The sequence below is a fragment of the Marivita sp. genome (genome assembly GCF_017643905.1).
GTDB lineage: Bacteria > Pseudomonadota > Alphaproteobacteria > Rhodobacterales > Rhodobacteraceae > Marivita.
On sequence record NZ_JAEPMO010000024.1, the window covers coordinates 12,163 to 36,045 of the forward strand.

Sequence of the window (23,883 nt, forward strand, 5' to 3'; positions counted from 1 at the left end):
ACCATGATCGACCTTTCCAACGTGTCCAAGACCTTCACCCTCCACAATCAGGGCAGTGCGGTGATCGAGGTGCTGAGCGATGTCAGCCTCACCGTCGCCTCCGGCGAATGTGTCGCACTCACAGGCGCATCAGGCGCGGGCAAATCCACGCTGATGCGGATGATCTACGGCAATTACTGCGCCCAATCCGGCGCGATTCGGGTCGGCCGTGTGGACCTCGTGCAATCCGAACCGCGCGAGATCATCCGGCTGCGCCGCGAAGTGTTGGGCTATGTCAGCCAGTTCCTGCGTGTCGTGCCGCGTGTGCCGACGCTTGACGTTGTGGCAGAACCCCTGCGCGCCGTCGGTGTCGGCAGCGATGAGGCCCGCACACGGGCCAAAGAGCTTCTGACCCAACTCAACATCCCCGAACGGTTGTGGTCACTGTCGCCCACCACGTTTTCGGGCGGCGAACAGCAGCGCGTGAACATCGCGCGCGGCTTTGCCCACCCCTATCCGGCCATGCTGCTGGATGAACCAACCGCCAGCCTCGATGCCGCCAACCGCGAGGTTGTCCTGTCGCTGATCGAAGCGGCCAAGGCCCGTGGTGCCGCGATCATCGGCATCTTCCACGACGAAGCCGCCCGTGCCCGCGTCTGCGACCGCGAAATCGACGTGAGCCGTTTTACCCCCGGCATGTCCTCAAGCAGCGAAGCTGTGGGACACTGCAACGAGTCTGCAGCATGAGCGCGGGTCGCCTCATCGCCGTCGTCGGACCATCAGGTGTCGGCAAGGACAGCGTCATGGCGGGCATGATCGCCGCGCAGCCCGATATGCGCCTTGTCCGTCGCACCATCACCCGCGCACCGGGTTTGGGGGGCGAAGACTACGACGCCGTGACACCGTCAGAGTTTGACGCGGCAGCACGCAACGGTGCGTTCTGCGTTCATTGGTCGGCGCACAGCCTGTCCTACGGCATCCCGTCGGATGTTCTGTCCGACGTACGAAACGGCAAAGACTGCATCGCGAACTTCTCGCGCAGCGCACTTGCGCAGGCAGCAGAGATCTTTCCAAGACTGATTATCCTCAACATCACAGCCTCACCCGCCACTCTGGCCCATCGTCTGGCAGGGCGCGGACGGGAAACCGAAGCGGAAATCGCCGACCGTCTGGCGCAGGCCGACAAATGCCTGCCCACTGGTTTGGACGTGGTGACCATCGCCAATGACGGCGCGCTTGCGGACACCATCGACATGGCGCTCTCGGCCCTTCAACCGGCAAGGGTATAGCGTTGGATCAACTCGAACCGCCCATCCTCACGCTCTCCGACCAAGCCCACCTCGTTCATCACGAACGGTGCAGGCAAGGACGGCAAATGCACTTGGGCCAATTCCTTCCAATGGTCGATCTCGTCTACCGGCAGTCGCCCGGTCAGGGTCAGGTGAAAGCGGAATTCCTCCATCACGTACGGGTATCCCCAGCGTTGCAGCAACGCCTCCTGCCGGTCCGACAGCCGCGCTTTGCGACGGCGCTCCAACTCTGGCTCATCGGGCGGTGCGCGGAACGCATCCAGTGCCTCGACACATGTGGCGGCAACGCGCGCGATGCCGGATGTGTCCCCAACCGGAGTGAGCGCAAGGAAGCGACCCAGCGCGGTCAACGCGAGACCATCGCTCAGGGCAGGCGCACAGGCCGCCGCCATCTGCGACACCGCATCCTGCAACCCCGAAACATCCGTCCCTTCGGCCAGCCGGAAGGGCGGTTTCAGCGTTCCATGGAAGCCATATTTTCGCTGTGTCATTGTCACGTCATGAAGACCGGGCACATCTTGCGGAATCGAGTCGCGAGCAGAAACGCAATCCCAACCCAACCAGGCCGCACCAAAATCGGCCAATGCCCCTTCGGGCGGCAGATAATAAATCGCAAAGCGAGTGTATGACATGAACTCTCCTTTCATTTCGACCCATGTGGCAGAGGCTCATGACGGTTCCATGTCAGAGGTCCTGCATCTTGCCAATGCTCGCCTCGTTTTGCCCAAAGAAGTGATCGTCGGACAGATCCTGATCGTGGATGGCCTGATCGCGAAGATCGAAGAAGGCGACAGCGTGCCGCGCGGCGCAATCAATTGCGACGGCGACTATGTCATGCCGGGGCTGGTGGAGCTGCACACCGACAATCTCGAACGGCATATCGAACCGCGTCCCAAGGTGGATTGGCCCCACCTGTCCGCGCTGCTGGCTCATGATGCCGAACTGGCGTCGACCGGGATCACAACCGTGTTCGATGCGCTGCGCGTCGGGTCCATCCACAATTCGAAGTCGGGCTATGGCGAATATGCCCGCAAGCTAGCGGATGAACTTCTCGAGGCACGGGCGGCCGGACATTTCAAGATCAGCCACTTCCTGCACCTGCGCGCCGAGATCTGCTCAGAGACCCTGCTCGAGGAAATGGCTGCGTTCGGTCCCAAAGACCGGGTCGGCATTGTCAGCATGATGGACCACACCCCCGGCCAGCGGCAATTCCGTGACATGACCGCGCTCAAGAATTACGTCACCAAGAAGCGTGGGATGAACGACGCGGAATTTGCCGAGCACGTCGCCAATCTCAGGCAACTGCAGGAAAAGTATGGCGAGCTACATGAAAAGGGGGCGGTTGCCGAAGCCCGCCGCTATGGCGCTGTGCTGGCCAGCCACGACGACACCACCGCCGATCAGGTCGATGTTTCGGCCGCCAATGGCGTGGGCTTTGCCGAGTTTCCCACCACCCGCGAAGCTGCTGCCGCATGCCGGTCGCACGGGATCGCGGTGATGATGGGCGCCCCCAATCTTGTGCGCGGCGGGTCGCATTCCGGCAATGTGGCAGCACGCGAACTGGCCGAGGCCGAGATGCTCAACATCATCTCGTCCGACTACGTACCCTCCGCACTGCTGCTTTCGGCGTTCCTGTTGGCGGATATCTGGGACAACCTGCCAGCGGCAGTTGCTTGCGTCAGCGCCAACCCAGCCAAGGCAGCAGGACTGTCGGATCGCGGGCGGCTGGAGACCGGGCTGCGCGGCGATGTGATCCGCGTGCGCACGGTGGGCACCACACCCTTGCTGCGCGGCGTCTGGAGCCGGGGAGAACGCGTCGCCTGATCCGGCAGCGACCACGATTGCGACAGCGGCAGGATCGGCCTTCCTGCCGCATCTTGCATCGCGGCATCGCATGCCGGACAAACCTGCACAGCCAGACTCAGTTTGACAGAAAGCCACCCATGGCCGTCCTGCGCCCTGACATGTTGAAAAAGCCGAGCCGCGGCATGGTCGAACGGCGCCTTGGCCGCGCTCTATGATTACGCGCGACCATCTGCCTGCAATCGGGCTTGGGATCAGCCAGATCATCGGCTACGGCACGCTGATGTACGCCTATGCAATCCTTCTGCCGCACATGGCCGAGGATCTGGGGCTGAGCCTGTCTGACGTCTTCGGCATCCTGTCGCTGGGGTTGTTCTTTGGGGGTCTCATGTCCCCCGTGGCAGGCAAGCTGGTGGACCGATATGGCGGGCGCTGGGTCATGACGATCGGGTCGGTGGTGGCGGCGGGGGCCGTTCTGTCGCTCAGCCGCGTGGACAGCACACCAGAGCTTTTCGTGGCGATCCTGCTTGCCGAAAGCGCGGGCATGTTCGTGCTCTACAACGTGGCGTTTGCGTCGGTGGCACGGCTGGACCTGTCCATTCCTCCACAAAAGTCGATCTCGATCATCACCCTGTTTGGCGGGGTCGCATCTACCATCTTCTGGCCATTGACGCTGGCGCTTTACACAGCGCTAGGCTGGCAAAGCACATGGGTCGTTCTGGGGATCGCACTTCTCCTGACCTGCGCGCCGATCCATTTCATTGCCCTGCGCGGAACCAAAATCACCCCGGACAGCCCCCCGAGAAGCCCACGCCCCAACTGGCCCGAACTGACAGGCCCGCTGCGCAAGCAGGGGATGCTCTGGATGGTGATTTCGTTCGTCTGTTCGGGCTACATCATGGGCGCGGTGATGACGCTTTGGGTCACCAATGTGCAGGACCTCGGCCATTCCGCCACGCTGGCAGCGCTTGCTGGTGCCGTGATCGGCCCATTCAAGACCGTGGGCCGGTTCTTCGAGATGGTGGTCAGTCGCAACCTCTATCCGCGTGTCACCTATGCGCTGAGCCTTGGTCTGATGTTCGCAGGGTTTTCCGTCCTGCTGGTCGTCGGTTTCACCCTGCCCGGTCTCATGCTGGCTGCGGCGCTTTACGGCATGGGGGACGGGATCAAGACAATCGCCCGCGGCACCCTGCCCCTCGCCCTGTTCGGAGCCAAAGGATATGGCGCACGGCTGGGCTGGATTTCCTTTGTGCAGATGGGGATCAACGCCTCTGCCCCCTTCGCCTTTGCGTGGCTCACCCAGGCCTATGGCGGCTGGTGGTCGTTCCTCGTCATGGCGCTGTGCCTCTGCGCCGCCATTGCCACATTCCAGTTGATCCCGGACCCAAGACCCAAAGCCTCTGACACGGCGCTGGGGTAATCACGGACGCCTGGATCAGAACTGCGAATCCCACCGCGGATGTGCATCGTCGATGACCAAAGCATGACTGTGCCGCCGATGCCCCCTCAGATGCGGATGATCGAGCGGCAGGTTCTCATGGGTATGTTCCACTTGGTCCGGATCGCCCGAAGGCCAGAGCCGCAGCGCCGCAAGAATGCCCAGCGTCGCCAATGCGGCCAGAACCAACAGGGCCGGAACCGTTCCAAAGGCTGTCATCAGCCACCCGGACAGCGGATAGCTCACCAGCCAGCAGGCATGACTTAACGCGAATTGCGCCGCAAAGACCGCCGGTCGATCCTCGGGGTGGGCCGACCGCTTCAAAAGACGGCCCGACGGTGTCTGCACCGCTGCGTAACCAAGCCCGGTGACCAGCCAGACTACAAGCAGCAGTCCCCAATTGAACCCACCCGCCGCTGTTGCCACCGCAAGACAAAGCAGCGCCACCACCATCAGCCAGCCGCCCGCCATCATAACCGGACGATCCGGCATCCGATCCAACAGGCGCGGCAAGATCAGCGCGGCGATCATCGATCCTGCGCCAAAGGCAAACATCGTCCAGGCCAGCGCGGTCTCGCTCAACCCAGGCACGCCGCGCACCAGAACCACCGAATTCACCAGCACCATTGCGCCAGCAGAGGCCACGGCCAGATTCAGACCCAACATCCCGCGCAGGCGCGGTGTGGCTAGGTAAATGCGGATGCCGCGCGTGGTGCGGTCATAGATGCCGCGCTGCTCTGACGCTGTCGGGCTGGGCAAGAGCACGGAGACCACAAGCAACGCCGACCCGATGAAGCCGACCACTGTGCCCAGAAACAGCAGGTTATAGCCCACTACCAGCAAAAGCAGGGCCGCGAGGGTCGGCGATACGATGTTTTCCAGATCATAGGCCAGACGCGACAACGACAACGCACGCGTGTATCGGGCCTCATCCGGCAGAACGTCCGGGATCGTCGCCTGAAAGGTCGGTGTGAACGCAGCCGAGGCGGATTGCAGCACGAAGATCAGTACGAAGACCTGCCAGATCTCGGTCACGAAAGGCAGGCAGAGGGCCGCCGCCGCCCGCACCACATCCAGCGCTACCAAGAGGGCACGGCGGTTCACCCTGTTCGCGAACGCACCCGCAATCGGCGCGATGCCGACATAGGCGACCATCTTGATCGTAAACACAGTGCCCAGCACCATCGCGGCTCCGTCACCCGCCAGATCAAAGGCCAGAAGCCCAAGCGCCACAGTCGCGAGGCCAGTGCCCAAGAGCGCCACGATCTGAGCCAGAAACAGGTGCCTGTAGGTGCGATCGGCAAGGATATCGAACATCAGTGATCCCTAGGGCGACAGCACACCGTCCGGACCGAAAGCGAACACCCTCTCGAACCGCGTCGCTGCGACAGCCCATGGCTACCTCTGCATTATCCCCGGATCAAGGTGCCACGGGAAACCGCGAAGGGCCTGGCCTAGTGGCTAAGCTTTGCCTTGCCGCTTGTCCGGTCGCGCAACAGTTCGATGTCAACGCGTCGTCGACAGCGGTGTGGCTTGCGGTCCGGGACAGGCAAGACCCACGTCATGCTATGCATCATTTCCTGCAGCTTTACCGTGCGATGAAGACCGGTATGCATCGACATCCGGCCCACCACGAACCAAGCGGAATCGCACGATCTTTAATTCGTTTTGAATCAAAGGTCAGGGAAAAAATCCGTAGGGAAATGGCGGAGACGAAGGGAGCACAACCCACCTTGCTCACAAGGTTCAATTGGGTTACTTTATCCATACATGACAGCTAGTTAGCGCATATATGTTCCACAGTGATCCAGAGCGTTCCTGCTGTATCCACGGCTCAAAGTGTATCCAGAGTGTATCCATGGCAACAGCATTATCGACCGACATCGCGATCAAGAAATGGAAGCCTTCAAAGGAAGGCGAAGCTCGTAGCGTAGGAGGCCGCGACGGCCTCTATGTGCGGGGATGGCCCACCGGAGCAAAAGCTTTCTACCTGCGTCAGGGCACTTGGCTGAAACTTGGCGACTATCCAGAGGTCAAGCTCAGCTCAGCCCGCGAGTTCGCTCTCGTTGCCAAGCGGCTACGCGACGAAGGGTTTGGCACAGCCACCATCAAGAAGGGCCTGACGAACGCCAAAGACGCCTCAACATTCGAAAAGGTTGTCCGTGGCGAAATCTTGGGGGGCGTTACAGACGATGCGGCGCGCGTGCCAACTTACGATGAAATGTGGAAGGAGTGGTTCGCCGACATCGAGCCCCTTTTGCAGGAGGGACCGAGCCGTCGTCGGCCTCGCGCAATTCACGATCAGCATATCAGCCCCGTGATCGGCAAGCGCCCCATCAACGAAATCCGGCGCAGGGAAATCTACGACATGCTGCTGCCGATGTTCCGCGAGATCCCTGTCTCGGCCGGGCATGCGCTTGGTCATGTCAATAAGGTTTTCGAGTTGGCGATCACGCGCGAGTTCCGAGAGGAAAATCCAACGCCGCCCCGCTCGCAATTCCCGAAGCGCACGACAACCAAGAAATCACATGGCACCCTGCCCTACGAGAAGATGCCGGAGCTTTGGCAGGCTGTCACAGAAGGCAATGCCGGCATGTCTACACGGCTCGCCATCCTGACCGCGATGGTCACAGGGCACCGTATCGGTGTGGTCGTCCAAGCCAAGTGGGAACACATCGACTTCGAGACTGGGAGCTGGACCATACCTGCCCGCAAGAACAAACAGGACAAAGGCCGGATGAAGTCTGGCCGCGAGTACGCCCTGCGCTTGCCAGATGGTTTATTGACCCGCTTGAAAGCCCAGAACACGCGGAACGAATACGTCTTCGAGAGCCCCACGACAAAGGGCAACGTCTCCGCCAACGCGCTGCTCAAAGTTCTCAAGCGGTTCGATCCTGAGCTGACGAACCATGGCTTCCGAAACGCAATCAAGGAGTTCTGCCGCAAAGCCGAGCCACCGGTGCCTGACCACATCGCCGACGCGTTCTGCGACCATTCCTTGAAAGGGCTGGATGCCTCCTACCGCCGGATGGATACGTCGAAGGAACGGGCTGAACTTGCCGCGCGCCTGTATGACTTCGTCGTCGGAGTGGTTCCAGCGAAGGATGTAGCGGCCGGATAGACGTGGCTAAGAGACAATGGTGACACCAACGGTCAAGCCAAGTCCCTATTCCACTGCGACGCAAGAGCGACTACGCTTCTTGCATGTCATGGTCCTTTTCCATCGGTCACATTCTTGGCTCGGACCTCCGGGTCCACGCCACGTTCTTTCTTCTTCTCGCCTGGATCGGCACGGCCACATGGCTTGCAGAGGGTCCTGCGGCAGCCTTTGCCAATCTGGCCTTCGTTCTCGCGCTTTTTGCCTGTGTGGTTGCGCATGAGTTTGGCCATGCGCTGATGGCGCGCAGATACGGGATCCGGACACCGGACATCACACTGCTGCCGATCGGTGGCATGGCGCGGCTCGAAAAGATTCCTGAAAATCCACGCGAGGAAATCGCCGTCGCTCTCGCAGGCCCGGCGGTCAACGTGGTGATCTGGCTGGTTTTGGTTCTCGGCTTTGGCGTGCCGGGCAATCCGGCCGAGCTCGCTTCGCTTGAAGACCCGAGCCAAAGCTTTCTTGAGCGTCTCGCGGCGGTGAACCTTTTTCTCGTCGTGTTCAACATGATCCCGGCCTTCCCGATGGATGGCGGCCGGGTGTTTCGGGCGGTGCTGGCAGGGTCCATGGGCCGCGCGCGCGCCACGCGATGGGCGGCGCGGGCCGGACAGGCCATTGCCTTTCTCTTCGGCTATCTGGGGCTGGTCAGCGGAAATCCGATCCTGATCCTGATCGCGATCTTTGTCTTCATGGCGGCCATGGCAGAAAGCTCGGATGTGGAAATGCAAGACCTTGTGAAAGGCGTGATGGCCCGAGATGCGATGATCACCGCCTACGAGGCGCTTGCCCCGAGTAACACGCTCCACGCCGCCGAGATGGCCTTGCTGAGTACGACCCAGTCTGAGTTCCCTGTCGTGGATGCAGACGGCACCTTGGCAGGCATCCTCACCAAATCCGCTATCATCGCGCATCATCAGGGGGCGACGCAGGGGGCGACGGTCGCGGATGTGATGCTCACAGAGGTGCCCAGCCTAGAGCTGACCGGACCGCTTGAACGCGCGCTCGATGCCTTGCACCTTCCAGACATCGCCACGTCAGCGCGCAAGCCCAACAGCACGCTGGTCAAGGCGCTGGCCCGCGCGTTCCACTGGAAGCCGATGCAGGAGTCTGGGGAGTTCGCGACGATCACCGAACTGGCCGCGCGCGAGGGCATCGCGCCCTCCTACATGATGCGCGTTCTACGGCTGACACTGATCGCGCCAGCCAACGTGACGGCAATCCTGGAAGGAAAGCAGAAGCCGGAGGTGACGCTTGCACGGGTGCTGGAGCCTTTTTCAGCAATCTGGACCGCGTAGCGAAAAGCTCGGCTCTGATCGACTTTCTCGGTCCGTTTCAGGCAATCCTGCACGATGCGACGAAGATCTGAAACCGACATTTCGATAGTTATTCCCGGAAAGAAGTCCTGTGCGACCGCCGAGAATATTGCCCAGGCGCCAAGTCTACCATACCTTTTGTGAGCCCTCGATGCCGACTGATCGTCCCGTCAGTGATTGTGCCCAGCATGGCTATGCTGGCGGGCACCAGCAGACTCGACGGCGACGGTCAAGGCTATAGTCCCAGCAGATGTCACCAGAGACATTTTTGCTGTGTCGCCTTCGGTGAAACGCCGATTTAGGCCAGATGCTAGAATGGCCAGCCCTTCCGGTTGGAGATCCAGACTGCGGCCCGGCTGAACCGGCACGGAGGGCAAAGGCTGATACGCTCCTTCCCCATCTTTCAGAGCGAAACCGACCAGCATAGCAGTCTCGGCAAAGGGCACCTCGGCACCCTCCAGCGACACTGACGCATCGCTTGAATTTTCAAGCTCAAGGAAGATCAGCGCATCACGCCCATTGGTGGCATTCATCCACGGATGAACGACCTTGACGCCGTCGACGTCAAAGGAATGGGCCGCGTCGTCGGCATTTTCTTCATGCCCGTGGTCGTCGTCTCGCGCATGATCGTGATCGTCCTCATGCGCTTCGGTTGCCGCGTCCACGGTGTGATCATGCCCTTCGCCGGCGACGACCGGATAGGCCAGAGTAAGTACGGCAAGGAGGGCTGCAAGGCGGGAAGCGGCGGTGCGGATGGGCATGGCAGGTTCTCCATGAGTGAGTCAGGGATCAGGCGCGCAAGCCCTCGACGACAGGCTGGCGCAGAGTGGCAAGGGCGGGAAGGACGGACAGCAGGCTGGTCAGCGCAAGAAATGCGGCGGCCAGATGGATCTCACCCCAGCCCAATGACGCATTCACGAGGATGTCGGTGCGCTGCGTGACCACGAACGAGATCGCAGCTGTGGCCACAACACCCAGCGCAATACCGACCAGCGTCCCGGCGACCAGCAGGCTGGCAGCATAGCTCCATACAACAGACAGCACGAAGCGGCGCGGCGCACCCAGTGCGCGCAGCATCGCTACCTGTCGTTGGAACAGCCGCGTCAGGATGAACAGGCCCAGCAGCACCGAGGCCGCCACGAGAACCTGCGTGACAACCGCCATGATCGACATCACCTGCCGCACGTCGCCCATCACCCGGTACAGGTTGGACAGGACCGTGCCGGGGAAAAAGGCCATCGTCTCATTCTGCCGCGTGAACTCGGAGCGCAGGGCGTAATTCACCCACAAAGCCTCGGCCCGAACGATGATCGAAGGGGTGCCGGGGAAATAGGCTGCGTCGAAGGGCGGGCCCAGTTGGTTGGGCGCGTCGGGCGCGTGGCCGTTGGCAAGACCGTGCACTTCCCATACCGCTTCAACGGGCACCAGGATCGCGCGGTCCCAAGGTGTACCAGTGCGGGGGAAGGTGCCGACCACAGTGAAATCTACCAGCCCATGGGCACCCAGATCCGCCTCGTTTCCCATGCCGTGAGCGGGGGTAAACACCTGCCCCAAGGACACCGGCGCGGCGGGGCCGGCGATCGCCTCGAAGGGCTGCTGCCACATGCGGCCCGCGATCCGGTCTTCCGACAGATGGCGCGCGAAATCCTCGGTCGTGCCAATCACCGGCGCGTCGCCATAGCTGTCACCGAAGGCGAGCGGTGCGGCCAGCCGAACGTCGGGATGGTTCGCGACCATGTTGTAAGTCTCGCCATCTAGCAGCGGCACGTCCGAGGGTTGCAGGAACACCGTGGCAAGCATCATAGTCATCTCGGAGCCGGGCGCCGACACGATCAGGTCGAACTTGTCCGCGGCCGCCGCCGTGCCCTGGCGCAGACCGCGTTCCTGCGCTATCAGGCCGATCCCCATGCCAACGGATATCGCGATCAGTGCGACGAACATGGCATTGGCCCAGCGGAACCGCCATAGCACAGCGCGCACCAGCGGCCAGGGCGCGAAGCCGCGCAAGAGCCAGCCGCCGATCAGCAATAGCGGCGCCAGCAACGCCAGCAGCACGGCCACCTCCTGCACCAGAACCGGCAGCCCGTCCCAGAGATCACGCAGCATCGGGACCCTCCATGCGCAGCACACCGTCCTCGACCCACAGGACACGGTCCATCCGCGCCAGCAAGTTCAGATCGTGGCTGACCGCAATCAGCGTCCTGCCATGCTCGCGGGTCAACACCACCAGATCGCCGATCAGCGTTTCGGCGGCCTCCCGGTGCAGGCTGGCGGTGGGTTCATCTGCCAGCAGAACCGGCGCGTTCGAGGCGAGCGCCCGCGCCACGCCGACTCGCTGGCGCTCGCCGCCGGAAAAGCTCGCCACCGGGCGGGCGCCAGGCTCTAAGCCCAGATGCCGCAGGTTGGCCGCCGCCGCCTCGCGCGTCGCCTTGCGGCTGGCGCGGGGCGCGAACATCGCGGGCAGCGCGGCATTGTCGGTGCTGCCCAGTTCCTCGAACAACAGGAAATCCTGAAATATCATACCGATATGGACGGCGCGAAAGGCGGTGCGGCGCTCCTCGGACAATGATAGAAGCTCGGTCTCGCCCCACCGGACCGCGCCCGCGGCCGGCAGCAAGCCTCCAAGTGCATAAAGCAGCGTTGACTTCCCCGCGCCCGAGGGTCCGCGCACTCCGACAAGGCTGCCCGGCGCGAGGTCCAGCGCATCGACTGCCAGAAGAACGCGACCTGAGGGCCCCGTGACCCGAAGGTCGCGTATGGCAAGCGGCAGACTCATCAGCCGTATGTCGCGTCCTCGAGCCGCACGAGCGACAGAAAGCCCGTTTCCGGATCGCGGTAGGAGCCAGTCTCCAACCGGCCGCGCACCTCGATCTTGCGGTTGAAGGGGATCACGTCGATCACGCGCTTGGAATACACCGCGACGATGTTCGTGGGCCATTCGGCCTCTGTCTCGCAGAAGGGGCAGACCGACATCGGCAGCGCGGTCAGCACGAAGAATGTGGAATTCGCCTTGAGCGGCGGCGCCATGTAGCCCTCGAAGGTGACGCGGTCGCCGACATTGGACTGCGCCCAGTCGCTCAGGTCGCGGCCGGCGGAATAGAGATCGCGGATCTTCGCGGCATCGGCCGTAGCGGGCCCAGTCAGGATCGGGGTCGCTGCAAGGGCCAGGCCCGTTGTCAAGAAAGTGCGGCGCTTCATCTGAAAACTCCTTGTCGAAGGGTCTGCGGCCGAACGTTTAACCAAAGAGTGTAACTAGCGAAAGACAACGGCCCAGGGATGCGCCCCCGGGCCGCTGCCGTGTCAGGTGGCTGCGATCACTCTACGGTGGCGGCGTGGTGCATCACGTGAAAGATCACATTCTGCTCGATCGTGCCGTCAAGAAGATGCGCCCAGGGACCCTTGGCATAGACTGCCACGTCTTCGCCGGCGTGAGTTTCCGACGACTTGGGGACCAACGCCTGCTGTGGGTAGTCGAGATCAGTCGCATTTTCTTCGGTTACGTTCGGACGGGTGCCGAAGAAGGAACCATCGGGCTGCTCGATCAGAACCGAGCCGGGGCCATTCAGGTAACCCGCAACAGTGTAGGGCTTGCCGTCCGAAGCAAGCTCAGGTTCGCCATTGTGGCCGACACCGGAACCGTCGATGCCCATGCAAAGGCCCAAGATGTTGGAGCCGCGTCCGCAATAGCCGTTGAACGAAATCGCGTGCTCGTGATCAGCAGTGACAATGATCAGTGTGTCCGCGTCATCAGTCATTTCGTCGGCCATGGCCACGGCGTCGGCGAATGCCTTCTGGTCTCGCACCACGCGGGCAAGGTTGCCGGCGTGGTTGGCATGGTCCACGCGGCCCGCTTCGACCTGCAGGAAGTAGCCGTTGTCGCTTGCCTTGGCCGACAGCGCGCTGATTGCAGCGGCGGTCATCTCGGCGAGGCTCGGTTCGTCGGCGCGGTCAGCTTCGTACATCATGTGGCTGTTTTCGAACAGGCCCAAGATCGGCGTACCATCCAGTGGCGCGGCCTCGAACGACGCCTGATCGGACGCGAAATGCGCGCCGAGCGATTGCGCCCGCTCGATCAGGTTGACGCCATCCTCACGGCGGCCGCCTTCATTGCTGTGGAAATTGCGCAAGCCACCGCCCATGGCGACGTCGACGATGCCGGCTTCCATCGCGTCGATCAGCTGTGTCGCAATGTCCTTCTGAGTGTCGCAACCCTCCGGAACCGACGCTTCAAAGTTGCGGTCCACGGACTTGGCATAGGCCGACGCGGGCGTTGCGTGCGTGATGCGCGCAGTGGACACGATGCCCGTTTCCTTGCCCATCTCGGTCATGATCTCGTTCATCGACGCCACAGTGTTGCCCGGCAGGGTCGAGCAGTCGCCGCGCACGACGTTTTCATTAACGCCGATGATCCCAGCCTTGGTCTTGACGCCCGACATCATCGCAGTGCCGGTGCCGGCGCTGTCTGGGGTCTGGGCGTTAACGTTGTAGGTCTTGACCAGCGCAAGATTTGGGAAAGCCTCGAATGGCTGGACGTATTCATCGCCAAATCCGCCTTCCTGCTGGCCTGCGAACAGGCGCGAGGCGTAGTTGGTGCCGACGCCGTTCCCGTCCGAGATCAGCAGGATCACGTTCAGCGCGCGGTTGGTGTTCACCTGCTTAGCCAGTTCGGCCTGCAGACGTGCTTGACCGGCAACGAACCATTCGTTGTCGGCTTGCGGCAGGTCCTGCGCGTACACAGCGCCCGCTGCGGTCAGGGCGAGTACGGAAGCTACGATTGTCTTTTTCATGGAATTTCCCTCAGATGGGACGCATGCGGCAGCGTCATGAAGCTGCTGACTAGGTCCTTCACGTGACTGTCAGGTGTCGCTAAGGAAACAGTTTTTTAAAATGTGGCTCCGTAAAAAAGTAGTCGTGCCAGCGCCTCAAGGACGAAGGATGAACCGGAGGGCGGTGCTGGAAGAAAGTCCCGCCTGTGAAGAAATGAAAATATAGGCTCTCCACCCAGCGGTCGATCAGGGCCTCATCGGACAGGCCATGCAGATACTGCAAGTACATCAGCCCTGCTACCAATCGCGGGGGTATGGCTGGTCGCCCCGTCGTCGTCGAAAAGAACCTGGCCCATTCCTGACCTGAGGATAAACCACACCGTTTGATGAACTGCAAAACGGCTAAAGCAAGTGTATTTCGGCGCACACGTCATCACTTCTCAAGCCGATACGGCTCACAATATTCTCGTCGACATTCAAATGCGAGTTTACCTAATTCGAAAACAGGTTTTAAATCCAGCTCGGGTTCCACGGTAGCACTGGACTGCTTCAGGCACGCAATGACTTCGCGAATGACAGCAGCACGGTTCATTGTAAATAAGACTTCGTAGCCAGAAAACCACCTACGGCTTCCCGTAAATCAAGCAAAATTTGTTCGTTGGGTGAAACGCTGGAAACCAAGGGATAGCGCGATTGAGGCAAGATGCATGAGAGAAAGGACACCATAATCGCGGCCTGCAAGCTTCGGACAAGGCAACTGCCTGCTCAATCATGTCTTCACCCTCCGAAGCCGACCAAGAACGCGAGAAACCCCAAAAAGGCGAGCGCCACAAGCGCCGAAAAGTTGAGGAATAAACGGCTGGTGAGGATGCGGAACAGAAGAACAAGCAGCCCTATCGCAACCATGCCGGCTAAGATGAGAAAGAGCAGTCCTGCGACAATCTCCGACACCTGGCGTCCCCATCAATCCACAACGGGATAATAAGGCGCACCCCAATCTTCGTTTGGGTTCGACATCATCGTGTCGACAAAGACGGGCAGAAGGCTCAGCAGCAACTCTGCCCCATTACGCACCTGTTTACGGTTTACCTGACTGTTCCAGGTTGCGCCACCATGCACAAGCTGGTTGCGCAGTACATAGAGCCTGTCGAAGAGAATGCTCATCAGCTTCGCGGTCTCCTGCCCCTCGATCGCATATTGCGCGGCCTTCTTGGCGTTCTCGAAGCGCAGTTCCCAGTTGCCATACTGGGCATCGCCATTGTGGAATTTCCAGAACGGGCTGAAGATGTATTTGTTGTCCAGAAGCTCGGCCACCACCCCTTCGAAGTGGTGCCAGATTTCATGACCGATACGACCTTTTGGGTCGCACAGCACAAGCGCGTCGAAGAAGTTCTGAAAATCTGCGCGCGCGAATGACCCTGGATCATCCCCCAAGTCCTTCGCGTAGGCGGCGTTGAAGGCAATCCAGCTGAAGATGAACGCGGCGTCAGGGTCTTCATCGATCAATGCTGCCGCCCGGGCGATCCAACTGATGGACCGGTGCGTGCGCAGGTTCAGCTCCGGGGAATTCTGTTCGCGCAACTGCCGGTGCTTGTCCCGCAAGTAATCGAATTCGTTCGATACCTCTGCCATCACGCTCATGCTCCCAGTCTACGCGCAATGGCATTTCCGAGGCGCGACGTGATCAGCGCCCAGACGGTACCGCCGCCCGTGCCCGCGCCACCGTCACCCCAACGTTCACTTCTCATGGCATAATGCAGGATCCTTCGCAGGTCGCGCAGGCAGAGAGACTCGACAAGCTCGAGATTGTTCACGAGCTTTCGCATGAACTCTAGCACCGGCGTTTTTTTCGGGTCCCCCATGTCCTCCCCCTCATCGCGGCAGACAAAGCCACAGGAATGGGCCGCATTCATGAAGACGGACCATTCAGCCCAATAGATCGGTCGAAGCCGCTCTTCGCGCGAAGCACTTTCATACCGGTCCACCAAATCCCGCAAGCGCGCCCCAACGAACCGCACCTGTTGGATGGTCAGCTTTTCTTGAAGACTGAACGGAGCATCACGAATATCAGGATCATTTTCCAGTGCTCGCATCTTCAGAACGGCTCCCCACATGTGATGCTGGACCCTAGCGCAACTATGAATGCTTCGATTTCTTCAAGCATGGAGGGATCCTGCGATTCTGCTACTTGCAGCTCCAAGAGCGCCTGGCGCGCATGCTCAAACGTCATCCATCCAGCCCCGGTGTCTGCGCTCCATCGCTCGCTTCGCCACGCAATGTACCGGCGATGGTCACTGTCTGACAGCAGGTTGGGCGCGTAGAATGCGACAAGCCTCGCACCAAGCTGGCGCAAGCGGGCGTCTTCGAACGTTGCTACGATTTCTTGCCGACGCGGCCAATCAGCCCCCTGAAACTCCTTGAGCCGTGCCTTGTCGTTCCAGCTGTAGAAGCCGTTGAAAATCTGCTGTTCGACATGCCGTGGCGTAGCGTCGGGTTCGGCTGGGTAACGCGTGGCCATCGCAGAGATCAGCCGCTGCCGTAATTCGGGCCCCTCTGCGAGCGCCCGGGCCCTGCGCTGATACTCATCCGTCAAGGTCAGCGGTGGTAAGAGCACCGGGATCTTGTTGATCGAGATCGACCGCAGGAGACGTGGCTCAGCGTCCCTGGCGGCCATCAAGTCCTGGTCAGACGCCATAATCAACGCTTGCGGGTCCATCGCATCGAGATCGAAGAGATAGGCTTGGTTCTGGTTCTTGGCGGCATAGCCGCAGAGGCAACCCATGATTGCCTTTGAGGGAGCGTCTCCAAAGCGCCCAATCAACTCGATTGGCTCATACCGGTCCAGCTGCACCTGAACATGTCTTTTGTCGCGATTGGCAAGAAGCTGGCCCCAGAGATCGGGCGCACGCTCTGCGATCAGCCGTGCGATGTGGATCGTCGCCTCCACGTCCCCCAAAGCATCATGTGCGTTGTGCCCCTTAAAACCATTCTCCGGTGCAAGGCGATCGAGCTTGAAGCGGACCCGACCTGTGTCATCCATTGGCCAGGTGAATTGGTCGGGGTGGCGCTGAAACATCGCGAATACGGCCGTCATGATGTCGAAGCGCGTGTTGCCATTGAACTGGGTTGCAAAAATCTCAGCCTGCAGATTCTGATAGAATAGCTGGCGCAACATTTCTTCATCAAAACGGATGCTGTTGAACCCCGTCCAGATCGCAGGGGACCAACGTGAGACCAGCGCAATCAACTTCTGTGCGAACTCAAACAAGCTCGGCAACTGTGGATCGACGATTTGAAGGGGTCGCAACCCAGTGACGACTAACGCCTGCGGCGATGGAATGACGTGCGGTGCCAGGCGGCAGCGCAGGTTCACCCGCTCGATCTCCTTGAAGTTCAAGTCTGTAAGGATCGCTGCAAATTGCAGAGGATGGTCGAACGCTGTCGACGTGCCCGTGGTTTCAAGATCGTAAAACGCAAAGTTCATAAGGGTACATAAGCGGAACAAGCAATCAGGTCACGAGGTTTTCCGGGTCAGGTAACCGGAGTACGTCCGTATTTGACATACGCACGTGATATGTCTTGCGGATCATCAAGGAGGCCGCATGAAAAACAAGTACGAACAGGCATATTTAATCGAATTAGCAACACGAATTGCCTTACAATTTCGCGCAAGAAGCATTGCCGCACAAGAATTGTCAAACTGGATGGAAAATTTCGATTTAGGTTTCGACTGGAATCCCGATTTTGACACTTACAAACAAAAAGGTGTTCCAGCGGATATTTGGAGTCAACTACGGGGCCTCCTAACTGAGCTGGACAGAACAAAGTTTGAACCAAAACCGGATGCACTTGGTCGCAACATTAACGTTCTGGCCACTCATGTTGCTTTGAATTCCGATGAACAGGTAATTTTCGAACTGGCCGTTCGCGCAACACGCAATGGCCCTGTCCGGTCGTTGTGCACCGGTCTTGTCGACGACGCTCGGCTTTCGGTGGAGGATGCAATTACAAGTCTTACGGGCCTTCCATCCGCAAGCGTTCGCCGGTCCCTATCATACTCCGGTCGCTTGTTATCTTCGGGTCTAGTGCAATTCGAAAAGCACCCTTTTCATGGGCTTGGACTTGCTCCGCTGAATCTCATTGTAGAAGCCCTCGAACCCCCTTCGCGCAGTCTGGACGATATCCTGAGCAAACTATTCGCCCCTGTCAGCTCCACGACGTTAGCCTGGGAGGATTTCGAGCATCTTGGCGCTGGGCGCGACTTTGCCTTCCGCCTGCTGCGCGGTGCTCTTGATCGCTGCGAAAAGGGCGTGAACATTCTGCTACACGGAGCCCCCGGGACCGGCAAAACGGAGTTCTGCAAGGCGCTTGCAGAGCGCCTCGGTGCGGGATTGCATGCTGTCGGTGAGGCTGATGATGAGGGCGACGAACCATCCCGTTCCGAACGTCTGCAGCAATTGCGTCTCGGTCAACGGCTGCTTACTGATCAGGGAAACAGCCTGATCCTCTTCGACGAAATGGAAGACCTGTTTCCCGGGCTCGACAATGGCCCCTTTGGTCTGTCGCTCCGCCGCTCCGGCTCGAAAGTCCACGTCAACAGGCTATTAGAAAACAACCCAATCCCAACATCGTGGACGACCAACAACATCAGGGACTGCGATCCAGCATTCCTCCGACGGATTTCCTTCACGCTGGAGTTGCGCACACCACCAGTTTCTGTGCGCAGCCACATATGGGAGAAGCTTGCCAAGCATCACCGGGTTGCGCTGCCCAAAGACCTCTGCCTCGAACTCGCCCAAAGCATGGAAGATGCGCCTGCACTTGCCGATAGCGCACTTCGCGCAGCGCGAATTACATGCGGTGGCGCGGACGATGTGAAGCTTGCGGCATCTGCGATTTCGCGTGCCGTGCGAGGGGGGCACACCCCACTCGTAGCACCGAGCAGTGTCAGATTTGAGCCTGAACTGGCCAATGCTGACCATGACCTTGCACTGATCACAGAAAGGTTCGTGGCCTGCGGTCCAGCCAATACCGGTGGGCTGTGCCTCAGCGGCCCTCCCGGCACCGGCAAAAGCGCCTTTGCCCGCTATCTCGCAGACCGAATGCAGATGCCGGTCCTCGAGCGACGAGCTTCTGATCTTCTGGATCGCTATGTCGGCGGAAGCGAGCGCAACATCGCCGATGCTTTTGCCGAAGCGCGCGACACCAACGCGTTTCTTGTATTCGATGAAGCGGACTCACTATTGGGCGCGCGCGATGGCTCAAGGCATCGCTGGGAAATCTCGCAGGTCAACGAAATGCTGACTTGGATGGAAAACCATCCCCTGCCCTTCGCCTGTACCACCAACCTCATCGAACATCTGGATCCCGCCACGACCCGACGCTTCAGCCTCAAGATCAGCTTCTTGCCGCTGAGCGCACAGCAACGTGAAGCGTGTTTTTGTCGCTTTTTCAAATCCGATCCGCCCTTGGGGCTTTGGGAACTCGACCAACTGACGCCCGGGGACTTCGCTGTGGTGGCCAAGCGATCGAAATTGCTTGGGATCCCTGAACCCGAAGCGATCCTCGTCGAGCTGCGCCGCGAGCAGGCAGCCAAGCCTAATAGGGGGAGCCCGATAGGGTTTCGTGTTGCAAGCTGATCGCACGTCTCCTTACGACACCACGACAGCGCACGAAAACGCATGTCAATGGCTCTGCTTGAAGCCATGAAATGTTTGCGCCAGTCTACGGGAATTGGAGACACCACAATGCGTTATGGCCGACTCACAGATCTTGTTAGGCTGGCCATGCAGATGCAGGGCCGCGCCGATGGTCTGTCGCTGGAAGACATCAGTCAGACCTTTGAAGTGTCGCGCAGGACGGCTGAGCGGATGCGCGATGCAATTCGTGACGCATTTCCGCAAACGGAGGAACTTTTAGAGGAAGGCGGGCGGAAGCGTTGGCGCTTGCCGCCTGGCACCGCAGGCCGCCTTGCCGACCCGACTGTAGATGATATCGCCACACTTAAGCGGGCCGCCGACCTCGCTCGACAATCGGGCGACTTTGGCACCGCTGAGCGCCTCGACATGCTATCAGACCGGTTGCGTGCTCGCCTACCAGGCAAAAGACGAGCACAGCTTGAGCCTGATATCGCCGCACTCCTCGAGGCAGACGGCGTTGCCCTACGCCCTGGTCCCCGCGAGCGCATTCCGAGGGAAACACTGAACACTCTTCGAGAAGCAATCCTTGCGGGAGTTTGGATCGACGTTGATCATAGGTCTCGCTCATCTGGGCTTTTGAGCCGCAAAGCCCGTCTCGGTCCCCTTGCCATGCTGCTTGGTGAGGGCAGGCAGTACCTTGTGGCCTTCAGCGCCTACGCGAAGGATGTGCGTCTCTTTGCGTTGGCCGGATTCGAGCGGATCGAACTGACCGAAGATGTTTTTCAGCGCCCCGAAGATTTCGACCTATCCACCTGGATGCAGCGATCCTTCGGCATCTGGCAGGAAGATGTCTACGATGTCGTTTGGCGCTTCACGCCCGAAGCGGCAAAGGACGCGCGCCTATATTTGTTCCATCCGACACAGGTCATGACCGACGAGCCGGATGGCAGCCTTACAGTGTCATTCCGCGCAGGTGGGCTGCGCGAAATGTGCTGGCATTTGTTCCGGTGGGGAAGTTCCGTAAAGGTTGTTTCACCTCGCAAACTTCAAGAAGAACTTTCAAGGACAGTCAAAGATAACTACCCGGAGTACATCTGAAGTGCTTGCTTAAAAAGCTGGTAACACGCACTGAACACTGGTCACCACCTAAAAGGATTATTTCTATGATGATTCCATTCCTGCCAGCCATTGGGGTATCTTCTTGTAACTTCTGTATATTCCCACAACAGTCGAAACGAAATTTTCAATCTCATCGTCCAAACTCATATTCTTCTTTGTTGAGCCAAACTCTTCAGCTTGAATCATCTTTCTAGCAATATCATTCCTTCTAACTGCATTGTCCAAATCAGCTTGTGGTGGAAATTCTTCATGTATACCACTTGCGCTCATGGCTTCCACTTTATCCCGAATGTGCTTTTTCGCGTCATCAAGCCCACGTCCAAAAATGCGCTGTTGAGGTAAGGAAGCCAATATTTCAAGCGCCAAGCGGCCGTCTTGTGCAGTTGGAAAATCTATCACTATTGCTCCCAGACTAACAGTATCAACTTCTTTTTCATTCTCATCAATATTTTCCAAAGCACGCTGCACACTAAATTTAGCTACAACTCCGTTCCCAGAATTTTGCCTCTTCACATCTTCTACAATGTGACCAACATTGAGCTCTTCTGACAGACCCTCGTCATCCTTAATTGCATCTTCAAGTGCCTTGAGAAGTTCATCCCTCAATTCATTGCGGCGCTCCAACAAAACTTCAACAATTCGCCAATTGTTCCAAATTATCGACTCCACACTTTCGACCGCATTTATCTCGTTACTAGATGTCATGGATTCTCCCTCCAAGTTTCTCATAGACTGCTTCATCGCAACAGCTATCAACATGGTTCAGTTCTGCAAGTGCCACATCGAGGGACGCAGAAGATGCAACTGGAAACCGCCTAGTGAGTGCCGGTTCAGCTATTCTCAGCCTTAGATCTTCAATGTTAGACACCAAGTCTATACCAGTCGCCAAACGAAGAATTGTTGTTCTAAAAGACCGAATCAAATCAAGTCGACCCAACTGCAGATCTCGATCAATACACAGACGATACAGCATCTTATCAATATCAAGCCAATCGATATGCCGCACTGGCAAACCGTGCTCATATTTACGCTCACCCATATATTCATGCTTTGAGATGCACTGATGCCTTGGGTGAATCAGCACAGGAACCACAGCAGCCCTACCAGCATCAAAGAAATGTTTACTGCGCTCCAAGCCTTTATTTGCACGTGTGCATTTTTCCCATGCACCCCTCCAACCCTGAAAAGAAGAAAAATGCGATGATGATGTGTTTTTATCAAATCTCAAACTGCTTCTGTAGGCCTCAAGCATTAAACGCCACATTTCACCGTATAATGCTGCTTGCGCCCAAGTCTGATCATTAAATTTGTACAATGACTCGCTAGCGTACACTTTAACTTCTACAGGAATAATGTAGCCTTGCACCATGATTAATATGTCGACGCGCAGTCTTCTAGACTTTTCAGATTTCTGTTGAGAAGTCTGCTCATATAAAGGCTGAAAAAGCTCACCATTGGGTATATCCCAACTTACCTCACTAACAATTTCAGCATTTAGGCTTTGAGAATAATCGAACAGACGACCCTGACAGTCCACGCCCAGGCGAGCAAGGAAAAGTCGTAGAAATGCATCTCCAACACCGTGTGAACTTTCAGGAGTTAATAGCCACAATAACAACTGACAAAACACAGTTTCACTTCGGTCTACGCCCATCAGCGAAAGAATGTCGAAGTGTACCGGAAGGCCCTCGTATGGCTTGAGAACAGTTTCGGCTTCCCTTAAACGGTTCGCACTAGTTTCGCTATACAACAGAACTGTTTTATCAATAATAGCATGAAATTTTTTGATATCTTCCGCTGGTGAAGGAAAACCGATCGCCCCATCTAAATATGATGCTTCTAATGAATCACCTTCTCCATTGATGACTTTTCGAGCCTCCTCAACGACCTTGACAACGCCATCCAAATACTTATCAGTTTTTTCAAAAGCACTTGATGTAACTCGATGCGCAATCACAATGCTCGGATCAATTGCTACCCGCACATCACTAATAATAGAAAGTATGCGTTCGATTTCTCCTTTAGAATCCATATCAATTGGTCTTTCATCTCTATTACACATTATGTTCGTCTACACCTCTGGATTAGCGCATCATTTTCATCGCTTCAGCACTTCAATATTATCATTAGACAATGATTTCTCCCCCACCCAATGATAAATGCAGATTTTTTCAGGGTAATCCAAACAAGCAGCTTGCTCAGACTCAATCAATGGCTCGCCTTTCATTTTGTAATGGCCCACTAGCACAGGAGATTTGCCTTCACCATAAACGGTAATTCCTTCTGTACCTGAAACAGACGTATCAGGCAACTGCGTAACATCTGGTACAGCGAGTGCCAAATCACGCCAACTTCCCTGCAATGATTTCCACCACGCAAGACGCACCTTATTCCGCTTCACACCTTTATAATCGTAGAACCAAAAATTATCTGGCAGCATAACCTCAGGACCTGACGTTAGCATCTCTACAGCCATAGCAAATTCACTTTCTTTGTGAGCTACCTCTTCAAGGTCATCAGCAGTAAGCCGCCCATCTGGTCGTCGCTCCTTCACCATTTCGATTGCAATCTGATCCCAGCAAGCATGCACAAGATTCAATCCTTCAAGTTCAATCCAGAGTGGAATACTCAAAAACCATTCAGTCCATTCAATCGCGGAAGGTGTTGCGAAGCCTATATTGTCCAAGAAACTTGCATGCTGGCTGACGTTATTTGAGCTGTGCTGGCGCAGAGGTGCCCCTTTGTTATCTCTCCGGTGAAACAAAATAGCGTTGAGTTCATGGTTCCCCATGACTGCCAGAGCGCCCTCGTGGTCCACAAGTGATCGCACTTTGCGAAGTACGGAAGCATCATCAGGCACGTCGACAGAGTTGCCTGCATCAATAAAATCACCAAGAAAAGCAACATTCGATCCAGTTGCAGCATCCAGCGATGTATGCAAACGGGTAGGGTCCGCATGGATGTCTGGTATAATCGTTAAACTTGTCATTTTTTCTCTACCTGTTGCTATGCTCCAAAATCACGACTGATTTCATGTCGAGTACTCGTCGCCAAATGTACTTCGCATTCAGTCAACTTGAGAGCTTCCATCCCTGATCTCAACCGTCGCCCGGTCGATCCAATGAACCGCAATTTCTGCGAACCTAACCTGTTCAGCGAGTGCAAACACTTGCTGATAGGCCTGAAGTTGCGCAAAGTATGCCTTGAAAGATCCCGATCCGCTCTTGTGATCAAGAATCAGACACTTCCCTTCGCCCGTCGCCAGAAGATCAATGATCCCGTTGAATTCCGCGCCCGATGCTTCACGCTTCTGAACCGGCACCTCGCATTCGATCTCCGTATAGCCCTCAGCCGTCAGC

General features: G+C 57.9%; 23 protein-coding genes and 1 pseudogene. 8 read left to right on the forward strand and 16 right to left on the reverse strand.

Annotated elements, in window-relative coordinates; genetic code table 11:
* The first annotated feature begins 3 nt into the window (after positions 1–3).
* Together phnL and phnN are read left to right on the forward strand one after the other, a co-directional pair.
* On the forward strand, positions 4–726 hold the full coding sequence (gene phnL / locus JJ869_RS05580) for a phosphonate C-P lyase system protein PhnL (RefSeq protein WP_292265170.1): 723 nt from the start codon (positions 4–6) through the stop codon (positions 724–726).
* Positions 723–1,268, forward strand: a complete 546-nt coding sequence (gene phnN, locus JJ869_RS05585) for a phosphonate metabolism protein/1,5-bisphosphokinase (PRPP-forming) PhnN (protein WP_292265171.1) — start codon at positions 723–725, stop codon at positions 1,266–1,268. Before phnL ends, phnN begins: the two co-directional genes overlap by 4 nt.
* On the opposite strand, the gene JJ869_RS05590 is transcribed toward phnN, so the two are convergent.
* The gene (locus JJ869_RS05590) at positions 1,250–1,921 is read right to left on the reverse strand and encodes a DUF1045 domain-containing protein (protein ID WP_292265172.1); all 672 of its coding nucleotides are present in this window, start codon (positions 1,919–1,921) and stop codon (positions 1,250–1,252) included. The genes phnN and JJ869_RS05590 overlap by 19 nt on opposite strands.
* 49 nt (positions 1,922–1,970) lie before the next feature.
* Between JJ869_RS05590 and JJ869_RS05595 the strand changes: the two genes are divergently transcribed.
* Positions 1,971–3,113 carry an alpha-D-ribose 1-methylphosphonate 5-triphosphate diphosphatase gene (locus JJ869_RS05595; RefSeq protein ID WP_292265205.1) on the forward strand — a complete coding sequence of 381 codons (1,143 nt, stop codon included), beginning with the start codon at positions 1,971–1,973 and terminating at the stop codon, positions 3,111–3,113.
* A gap of 193 nt (positions 3,114–3,306) precedes the next feature.
* A complete protein-coding gene (locus JJ869_RS05600) occupies positions 3,307–4,512 on the forward strand; it encodes an MFS transporter (RefSeq protein WP_292265173.1) in 1,206 nt (401 codons plus the stop codon).
* 15 nt (positions 4,513–4,527) lie between these two features.
* On the opposite strand, the gene JJ869_RS05605 is transcribed toward JJ869_RS05600, so the two are convergent.
* Positions 4,528–5,847 carry an MFS transporter gene (locus tag JJ869_RS05605; RefSeq protein WP_292265174.1) on the reverse strand — a complete coding sequence of 440 codons (1,320 nt, stop codon included), beginning with the start codon at positions 5,845–5,847 and terminating at the stop codon, positions 4,528–4,530.
* A 541-nt stretch (positions 5,848–6,388) separates the two neighbouring features.
* On the opposite strand from JJ869_RS05605, the gene JJ869_RS05610 reads away from it, so the two are divergent.
* On the forward strand, positions 6,389–7,651 hold the full coding sequence (locus JJ869_RS05610; protein WP_292265175.1) for a site-specific integrase: 1,263 nt from the start codon (positions 6,389–6,391) through the stop codon (positions 7,649–7,651).
* Positions 7,652–7,734: 83 nt separating this feature from the next.
* Positions 7,735–8,982 (forward strand): site-2 protease family protein, encoded by a 1,248-nt coding sequence (locus JJ869_RS05615; RefSeq protein ID WP_366510409.1) that lies wholly within the window; start codon positions 7,735–7,737, stop codon positions 8,980–8,982.
* Positions 8,983–9,170: 188 nt separating this feature from the next.
* Here the strand turns inward: JJ869_RS05615 and JJ869_RS05625 are convergent, their stop codons facing one another.
* The 10 genes and pseudogenes from JJ869_RS05625 to JJ869_RS05670 form a co-directional block, all read right to left on the reverse strand.
* Positions 9,171–9,761 (reverse strand): copper chaperone PCu(A)C, encoded by a 591-nt coding sequence (locus JJ869_RS05625; protein WP_292265176.1) that lies wholly within the window; start codon positions 9,759–9,761, stop codon positions 9,171–9,173.
* A 28-nt stretch (positions 9,762–9,789) separates the two neighbouring features.
* Entirely contained in the window at positions 9,790–11,106 is a 1,317-nt protein-coding gene (locus JJ869_RS05630; RefSeq protein WP_366510410.1) for an FtsX-like permease family protein, read from the reverse strand.
* Positions 11,096–11,776, reverse strand: a complete 681-nt coding sequence (locus JJ869_RS05635) for an ATP-binding cassette domain-containing protein (protein WP_292265177.1) — start codon at positions 11,774–11,776, stop codon at positions 11,096–11,098. The genes JJ869_RS05630 and JJ869_RS05635 overlap by 11 nt, the downstream gene beginning before the upstream one ends.
* Positions 11,776–12,198 (reverse strand): hypothetical protein, encoded by a 423-nt coding sequence (locus tag JJ869_RS05640; RefSeq protein ID WP_292265179.1) that lies wholly within the window; start codon positions 12,196–12,198, stop codon positions 11,776–11,778. The genes JJ869_RS05635 and JJ869_RS05640 overlap by 1 nt, the downstream gene beginning before the upstream one ends.
* Before the next feature lie 116 nt (positions 12,199–12,314).
* Positions 12,315–13,787 carry an alkaline phosphatase gene (locus JJ869_RS05645; protein WP_292265181.1) on the reverse strand — a complete coding sequence of 491 codons (1,473 nt, stop codon included), beginning with the start codon at positions 13,785–13,787 and terminating at the stop codon, positions 12,315–12,317.
* A 79-nt stretch (positions 13,788–13,866) separates the two neighbouring features.
* Positions 13,867–14,124 (reverse strand): annotated as a pseudogene (locus JJ869_RS05650) (transposase); the annotation flags it as partial.
* Between the two features lie 419 nt (positions 14,125–14,543).
* Complete coding sequence (locus tag JJ869_RS05655; protein WP_292265183.1) at positions 14,544–14,717, reverse strand: hypothetical protein; 174 nt, start codon at positions 14,715–14,717, stop codon at positions 14,544–14,546.
* A gap of 12 nt (positions 14,718–14,729) precedes the next feature.
* Positions 14,730–15,407 (reverse strand): HEPN domain-containing protein, encoded by a 678-nt coding sequence (locus JJ869_RS05660; RefSeq protein WP_292265185.1) that lies wholly within the window; start codon positions 15,405–15,407, stop codon positions 14,730–14,732.
* Positions 15,404–15,859 (reverse strand): hypothetical protein, encoded by a 456-nt coding sequence (locus tag JJ869_RS05665; protein ID WP_292265187.1) that lies wholly within the window; start codon positions 15,857–15,859, stop codon positions 15,404–15,406. Before JJ869_RS05665 ends, JJ869_RS05660 begins: the two co-directional genes overlap by 4 nt.
* A 2-nt stretch (positions 15,860–15,861) precedes the next feature.
* Positions 15,862–17,250 (reverse strand): exonuclease domain-containing protein, encoded by a 1,389-nt coding sequence (locus JJ869_RS05670; RefSeq protein ID WP_292265189.1) that lies wholly within the window; start codon positions 17,248–17,250, stop codon positions 15,862–15,864.
* A 118-nt stretch (positions 17,251–17,368) separates the two neighbouring features.
* Here JJ869_RS05670 and JJ869_RS05675 point away from each other — a divergent pair, with 118 nt between their 5' ends.
* Positions 17,369–19,405, forward strand: a complete 2,037-nt coding sequence (locus JJ869_RS05675) for an ATP-binding protein (protein WP_292265191.1) — start codon at positions 17,369–17,371, stop codon at positions 19,403–19,405.
* A gap of 108 nt (positions 19,406–19,513) precedes the next feature.
* Complete coding sequence (locus JJ869_RS05680; RefSeq protein WP_292265194.1) at positions 19,514–20,503, forward strand: WYL domain-containing protein; 990 nt, start codon at positions 19,514–19,516, stop codon at positions 20,501–20,503.
* Between the two features lie 63 nt (positions 20,504–20,566).
* Here the strand turns inward: JJ869_RS05680 and JJ869_RS05685 are convergent, their stop codons facing one another.
* From JJ869_RS05685 to JJ869_RS05700, 4 genes are all read right to left on the reverse strand, one after another.
* Positions 20,567–21,229, reverse strand: a complete 663-nt coding sequence (locus JJ869_RS05685; RefSeq protein ID WP_292265196.1) for a hypothetical protein — start codon at positions 21,227–21,229, stop codon at positions 20,567–20,569.
* Positions 21,219–22,556: a PD-(D/E)XK nuclease family protein gene (locus JJ869_RS05690; RefSeq protein ID WP_292265198.1), complete on the reverse strand. Its 1,338-nt coding sequence runs from the start codon at positions 22,554–22,556 to the stop codon at positions 21,219–21,221. Before JJ869_RS05690 ends, JJ869_RS05685 begins: the two co-directional genes overlap by 11 nt.
* A 66-nt stretch (positions 22,557–22,622) precedes the next feature.
* A complete protein-coding gene (locus JJ869_RS05695) occupies positions 22,623–23,513 on the reverse strand; it encodes a metallophosphoesterase (protein WP_292265200.1) in 891 nt (296 codons plus the stop codon).
* Between the two features lie 78 nt (positions 23,514–23,591).
* A partial coding sequence (locus JJ869_RS05700) for a PD-(D/E)XK nuclease family protein (RefSeq protein ID WP_292265201.1) occupies positions 23,592–23,883 on the reverse strand: 292 nt, incomplete at its 5' end.